The organism is Actinomadura sp. KC216, assembly GCF_004348535.1.
GTDB lineage: Bacteria > Actinomycetota > Actinomycetes > Streptosporangiales > Streptosporangiaceae > Spirillospora.
Genome location: NZ_SMJX01000031.1, coordinates 37117 through 44137, shown reverse-complemented (window position 1 = coordinate 44137; position 7021 = coordinate 37117). Strand labels below are relative to the sequence as shown.

The window sequence follows — 7021 nt, the reverse complement described above, 5'->3', positions numbered from 1 at the left end:
GGTGGCGGGCGAAGCCGGTAGGTGTAGCGCCCGGTTAAGGGATCTTGATTGATCTGGATCTGACCGGGGTGGCTGTGTTTGAAGCGGTTGTGCCAGCCGCAGGTGAGGGTGAGTTTGTCGATGTCGGTTGGGCTCTTGCCGAGGGCCCAGCCGTGTACGTGGTCGACTTCGCACAGCATTCCGGGTACCTCGCAGCCCTGCACGGCGCAGGTGGGGTACATGGTCTGCAGGACGCGGCGTTGCGCGGCGGTGGCGATCCGGACGGTGTGGCCTAGGTAGAGCGGGTGCTGGCCGGGGCCGAGCAGCAAGGGCGACAGGCCCGCGTTGAGCGCGATGCGGCGGGCGTGTTCGGCCGGGATCGGGGTGCCGTCGGTGAGGCGGGCCGGGGTGGTACCGCCGGTGAGGGTGTCCAGGTCGCAGATGACGGTGACCCGGGTGGCCTTGTGACCCCCGCCAAGGACCGAGGTTAGCGCGGCCGCCGTCCGCTCGGAAAGATCCCGCCGGTCATCAGGCCCGGCAGGCTTGGCGAGCGGGGCCAGGGTGCCGTCCCAGATGGCGGCGTCTTCGGCGTTGAGCCAGCCCTTGATGTAGCGGCCGCCGTCCAGGGAGCGGGTGGAGTCGATCCAGGAGCGCTCGTATCCGCGCTTGACGTCGCTGTCGGGGTTCTCGGTGCCGTCCCGCTCGGCGATCACGTCGCGGATGCGCTTGCCGAACGAAGCGACCTTCCCGGCTGAGAAGTCCTGGTCGGCCATGCCGAGCAGGATCTCTTCGGCCGCCTGGCAGTCTTCGTCGTCAAGGCGGGCGACGGCACCCGCGATGGTCGCGGCGTATCCGAAGGACAGGTCGCCGCCCGTCCATCGCTTCGTCACCTGAGCGAGGCGGTCACGCTGCCGCGCCAGGGTGAGGCGCTCTTTGGCGCGGTTGTCGCGCATTCCCAGTTCATGACGGAGCCAAGCCTGAGTGGACGGGTAACCCCACCGCCGCACTTCCCCGGCCCGGTCGACCACGGCCACCAATCCGGCCAGGGCGGCTTCAAGCTGGTCGGTGGTGGCAGCGAGGGTTTCGGAGAGTTCCTTGCACGAGGCCGCCGAATCCGGGGAATCGCGCCGTGCAAGTTCGGAGGCGATCACCGAAAGAACACCCACCATTTCACCGGTGGATGCCCCATCCAAATCCAAGGTGATCGAACTCATGTTCTAATGATAACACACTAAAGGCCGCGTCATGCGCCCTAGGATGCACGAAATAAAAGGTGCCATTTGCCCCTATATTGTCCATTTTGGATGCCTACTTCGTGGCTGGGCGGTGGGGGCGGCGCGTCGGAGCGGGGCAGGCGGAGCCTGCCCGACGCAACCTGCACGAGGGGCCGTAGAGGCTCCGAAGTCAAGGGTGGGACGAAGTCCCATCGCGAAGCGACGCCGAAGGCGCCCTTGACTTTGGAGGGGCGGCCCCGTACGCTGCGCCGCCCCCACCGCCCGAATTACCAACCTCGTTCTGACGATCAACGAATGATCTACGAATATGGTCTACGAATATGACCCACTAAGGAGGCGTCTGACTCCGGATGCTATTTCCAAGTCCTCGCGGGCCGCTACCACAAACGTACGCACAAAGGCGTCCGCTGCCGTGATCTCGCTGTCGCCGTCAACCGCAACATTTCGATCAGGGTCCACGGAAACCCCCAAGTAGGCGAGGTCCTCGGCCAGGCGCATGCGGACGGACGAGTCGTGCTCGCCGACGCCGCCCGTGAACACGAGTGCGTCCAGGCCGCCGAGCGAGGCGGTCATGGCGGCGGCGCAGGCGCGGAGGCGGTGGTGGTAGGCGTCCAGGGCGGCGAGGGCGTTCACGTCGCGCTGCTCGGCGAGGTCGCGGATGCGGCGCATGTCGCCGGTGCCGGTGAGGCCGCGCAGACCGGAGTCGCGTTCCAGCGCGGAGTTGACGTCCTCGGCGGAGAGTCCGTGCTTGATCAGCCACAGCGGGATGCCGGGGTCGATGCTGCCCGCCCGCGACGCCATGATGAGCCCTTCGAGCGGCGTGAAGCCCATGGTGGTGTCGACGGAGCGGCCCTCGGCCACGGCGCACAGGGACGCGCCGGAGCCCAGGTGGCAGACGACCATGCGGGGCGGGGTGGCGCCGAGCAGATCGGAGGTACGGCGGACGGCGTAGGAGAACGACAGGCCGTGGAAGCCGTAGCGGCGCAGGTTGAACCGTTCGCGCCATTCAGAGGGCAGCGCGTAGGTGGCGGCGGCGTCGGGGAGGGTGGCGTGGAACGCGGTGTCGAAGCAGGCGACGGCCGGTACGCCGGGCAGGGCGGCGGTGATCTCCGACAGGGCGTGCAGGGACGCGGGCTGGTGGAGAGGAGCCAGGTCGGCAAGGCTCTGCAGGTGCTTCGTGACCGTGGCGTCGATGAGGGTCGGTTCCGTGTATTCGGTGCCCCCATGAACGAAACGCACGCCGATGGCGTCCGGCTCAGCGGGCATCTCGGCAACGATCCCAGCGATCTCATGGCCCGCGCCCGAGTCTTCGGCGAGGAGGGTGTCGTCCGCGTCGAGCAGGCTCACCTTCAGGCTGCTCGACCCAGGGTTCACGGTCAGGACGCGCATCAGTACGGCCACGTCCAGTCGCGGATCTCCGGTGCGTCCTGACCGTGCTCGCGCGTGTAGGCGCGGAGGGCGAGGCGCCGGTCGGCCATGCGCTGGCGGATGTGGGCGACGCGTCCGCCGAGCGACGGGACGCGGTCGATGACGTCCATGACGAGGTGGAAGCGGTCCAGGTCGTTCAACATGACCATGTCGAACGGCGTGGTGGTCGTGCCCTCCTCCTTGTAGCCGCGGACGTGCAGGTTGGGGTGCCCGGTGCGGCGGTAGGTGAGCCGGTGAACGAGATACGGGTAGCCGTGGAAGGCGAAGATCACGGGCTTGTCGGTGGTGAACAGCGCGTCATACTCCCGGTCAGGCAGCCCGTGCGGGTGCTCGCTGGACGGTTGCAGCCGCATGAGATCCACAACATTCACGACCCGGACGCGCAGCTCGGGGAAGAGCTGCCGGAGCTGGTCGGCGGCGGCGAGCGTTTCGAGCGTCGGGATGTCCCCGGCGCAGGCGAGCACGACGTCCGGGTCGGCGCCGCCGTCGCTGGACGCCCATTCCCAGATGCCGATGCCGCGGGCGCTGTGGGCGACGGCCGCGTCCATCGAGAGCCAGTTCAGCGCGGGCTGCTTCCCGGCGACGATCACGTTGACGTAGTCGCGGGACCGCAGGCAGTGGTCGCCGACCGACAGCAGCGTGTTCGCGTCCGGCGGCAGGTACACCCGGACGATCTCCGGCTTCTTGTTCAGCACCACGTCCAGGAACCCGGGGTCCTGGTGGGTGAAGCCGTTGTGGTCCTGCCGCCACACATGCGACGACAACAGGTAGTTCAGCGACGCGATCGGCCGCCGCCACGCCAGGTGCCGGGTGACCTTCAGCCACTTCGCGTGCTGGTTGAACATCGCGTCGACGATGTGGACGAACGCCTCGTAGCTGTTGAACAGCCCGTGCCGCCCGGTCAGCAGGTAGCCCTCCAGCCAGCCCTGGCACAGGTGCTCGCTCAGCACCTCCATCACCTGCCCGGACGGCCCCTGGTGCTCATCGCTCGGCAGCCGTTCGCCCTGGAAGACGCGGTCGGTCGCGTCGAACACGGCGCCGAGCCGGTTGGACGCGGTCTCGTCAGCGCCCATGATGCGGAAGTTGGACGGGTTGGCCGTCACGACGTCGCGCAGGAACGCACCGAGCACGCGGGTCGGCTCGGACGACGTCGTGCCGGGCTTGCCGACCGGGACGGCGTAGTCGCGGAAGTCGGGCAGGCGAAGCGGCTTCAGCAGCAGCCCGCCGTTGGCGTGCGGGTTGGCGCTCATCCGTCGCTCGCCACCGGGTGCCAGGGCCCGCAAGGACGCGACGGGGCTCCCATCGCGGCCGAACAACTCCTCGGGACCGTACGAGCGCAGCCAGGCCTCCAACTGCGCCAGATGCTCGGGGTTGTCGCGCACACCGGCGAGCGGGACCTGATGTGAACGCCACGTGTTCTCGACCGGCAGCCCGTCCACCTCCTTCGGGCCCGTCCAGCCCTTGGGCGACCGCAGGACGATGACGGGCCAGCGCCGCCGTTCGGTGACGTTCCCCTCGCGGGCGTTCCGCTGGATGTCGGCGATCTCGTCCAGGGCCTGGTCGAGCGCGGCGGCCATCTTCCGGTGCATGGACGCGGGCTCGTCCCCGCTCACCAGGAACGGCTGGTATCCGTAGCCGTCGAGGAGCTGGACCAGTTCCTCTTCGGGAATCCGCGCCAGCACGGCCGGGTTCGCGATCTTGTAGCCGTTGAGGTGCAGGATCGGCAGGACGGCGCCGTCCTTCACCGGGTCGAGGAACTTGCTGGAATGCCAGCTCGCCGCCAGCGGGCCGGTCTCCGCCTCGCCGTCGCCGACGATGCACGCCACGACGAGGTCCGGGTTGTCGAACGCCGCTCCGTACGCGTGCGCGAGCGAATAGCCGAGCTCGCCGCCCTCGTGGATCGACCCGGGCGTCTCCGGGGCGACATGGCTGGGGATGCCGCCGGGGAACGAGAACTGCCGGAACAGCTTGCGCATGCCGTCGGCGTCCAGCGACACGTCCGGGTACACCTCGCTGTAGGTGCCCTCCAGCCAGGCGTTCGCGACGGCCGCCGGACCGCCGTGCCCCGGCCCCATGATGTAGATCATGTCGAGGTCGCGCGCGTTGATCACCCGGTTGAGGTGCGCGTAGCAGAAGTTCAGGCCGGGCGAGGTGCCCCAGTGGCCAAGCAGGCGCGGCTTGATGTGCTCCGGCCGGAGCGGCTCCCGGAGCAGCGGGTTGTCCAGCAGGTATATCTGCCCGACGGACAGGTAGTTGGCCGCGCTCCAGTACGCGTCGATCAGCCGGACGTCGTCGTCGTTCAGACCGGGGGAGCGGGCCGCGCTGGACGGGGTGGTGCCGGACGCGGTGGTGCTGGACGGAATCGTGCCGGACTTCGTCATGGGGTCCGTCCCTTCGGTGCCGCCTCGCAGGATCGCAGTGGACCTCGAAAGGCTCACGTCCCCGCGATCGGCCACCTCAACCGTCGCCCCACGTCAACCGTCGCTCCGCCTCAACCGTTGCCCGCCTCAACCGTTGCCCGCCTCAACCGTTGCCCGCCTCAACCGTTGCCCGCCTCAACCGTTGCCCGCCTCAACCGTTGCCCGCCTCAACCGGCTTGCTCCACGGTCGAGCGGTTGACAGAGCCACGGCGGCGGTGCGTGTCTGGCCTAGCCGCCGTGGCTTTGTCCCCCCACCTGTCGACGTCCCCGGCTACAAGAGGCGGTGACCGCGTCCGGGATGCGGCACGGCCACCGCCCCGCCCCCCAGCGAACCGGCGGAAGCATCTGTCCAGGTGCGTTGCAGCCTGCCGTGTACTGGCGCGTAGGTTCGCGGGTTCCGGAGCGCGGTCGGCGGGCGGTCGGGGATCTGCGACGAGAGGCTCACGCTCAGCGATGAACGAGCCACGGAGTGCGACGCGCGGTACCGGGCTCGTCTCCGGACGGTCTGTCATGGTACGTAGATCGAAGGCGCCGTCTGGACGAGACGGTACTGATAGGAGGCGGTATGGGCGGGTTCTTCACCGGACGGACGCTGGCGGACGTCGGGCGCGATCTGCGTTCCGGCGACACGTCCGCCACAGAACTGCTGGCGCACGCGTTCGCGTCGATCGACGCCGACGAGACCGCCGGGGAGAGCGCGGGGGAGAACGCGGGGGAGAACGCGGACGAGAACGCGAAGAAGCTCAACGCCTTCGTCACACTCGACCGCGAGGGCGCCGAGGCGGCGGCCAAGCAGGCGGACAAGGACCTCGCGTCCGGCGTCGACCGCGGCCCGCTGCACGGCGTCCCGGTCGCGGTGAAGGACATCATCGACGTCGCCGGCCTGCCCACCGGCATGGGATCGGCGCACTTCACCGGGCATGTGGCGGGCACGGACGCGGCCTGCGTGACGATGCTCCGCGACGCCGGCGCCGTGATCGTCGGCAAGACCGGCACGCACGAGTTCGCGTACGGCGGCAGCGGCGACGTGTCGGTGAACGGGCCGGTCCGCAACCCGCACGACCGGGAGCGGATGTCGGGCGGGTCCAGCAGCGGCAGCGCGGTCGCGGTCGCCGCCGGGATGGTCCCGCTCGCGCTCGGCACGGACACGGGCGGGTCCGTGCGGATCCCGGCGTCGTTCTGCGGGATCGCCGGGTTCAAGCCGCCGTACGGCGCCATCCCGACCGACGGCGTGTTCCCGCTGTCGCCGTCGCTCGACCACGTCGGCTTCCTCGCCGGGTCCGCGGACGACTGCCGGATCGCCTACCACGCACTGGTCGGCCCGGCGGAGGCCGCTCCGGCGGAGGCCGCCTCGGCGGGGGCCGCCACGCCGCCCGCCGACAACACCCCGCGCGTCGCCTGGATCGAGCCGGAGTCCGCCGACCCGGACGTCGTGCGGGCCGTCCGGGCGCTGTTCCCGAACGCCCCGGCCGAACCGCTCGACCTCTTCGAGCTGCGGCGCATCTTCCGCGCGATCCAGGACTGCGAGGCGTACGACATCCACGCCGACCGCGTCGAGGCGGCGCCGGAGCTGTACCAGCCGCCGACGCTGGAACGCCTGGAGCAGGCGGTGCGGACGCCCGGCTGGCGGTACGTCCGGGCGTTCCGCGAACGCGACGAGTTCGCCCGCCACGTGGCCGGGCTCCTGGAGCGCTACGACCTGCTGGCCCTGCCGACCATGATGATGACGGCCCCGAAGATCGGCGAGGTGGAGGGGCCGTTCGGGCGGTACGCGCCCGCGCTGGTGGCCCTCACCTGCGCGTGGAACGTGCTGGGCCTGCCCGCGCTGAGCGTCCCGGCCGGGACGGTCCGCGGCCTGCCGGTCGGGGCGCAGCTCGTCACGCGGCGCGGCGCCGAGAGCCTGCTGTTCGACATGGCGGCGCGGCTCCCGTCGCCCATCCCTGGCTGACGGTGTCCCTC

The 7021-nt window shown here is 69.9% G+C and carries 4 protein-coding genes; 1 reads left to right on the top strand and 3 read right to left on the bottom strand.

Annotated features, from left to right (window positions below; genetic code table 11):
* The 3 genes from E1264_RS08255 to E1264_RS08245 form a co-directional block, all read right to left on the bottom strand.
* Positions 1–1193: HNH endonuclease signature motif containing protein (locus tag E1264_RS08255; RefSeq protein WP_132171253.1), on the bottom strand; the 1193-nt coding region annotated here is incomplete at its 3' end.
* A 333-nt stretch (positions 1194–1526) separates the two neighbouring features.
* Positions 1527–2615 (bottom strand): acetate/propionate family kinase, encoded by a 1089-nt coding sequence (locus tag E1264_RS08250; protein ID WP_347813369.1) that lies wholly within the window; start codon positions 2613–2615, stop codon positions 1527–1529.
* On the bottom strand, positions 2603–5023 hold the full coding sequence (locus E1264_RS08245; protein WP_132171251.1) for a phosphoketolase family protein: 2421 nt from the start codon (positions 5021–5023) through the stop codon (positions 2603–2605). The genes E1264_RS08250 and E1264_RS08245 overlap by 13 nt, the downstream gene beginning before the upstream one ends.
* 604 nt (positions 5024–5627) lie before the next feature.
* Here E1264_RS08245 and E1264_RS08240 point away from each other — a divergent pair.
* Positions 5628–7010, top strand: coding sequence for an amidase (locus E1264_RS08240; protein WP_132171249.1), 1383 nt, complete (start codon positions 5628–5630; stop codon positions 7008–7010).
* The last annotated feature ends 11 nt before the right edge of the window (positions 7011–7021 follow it).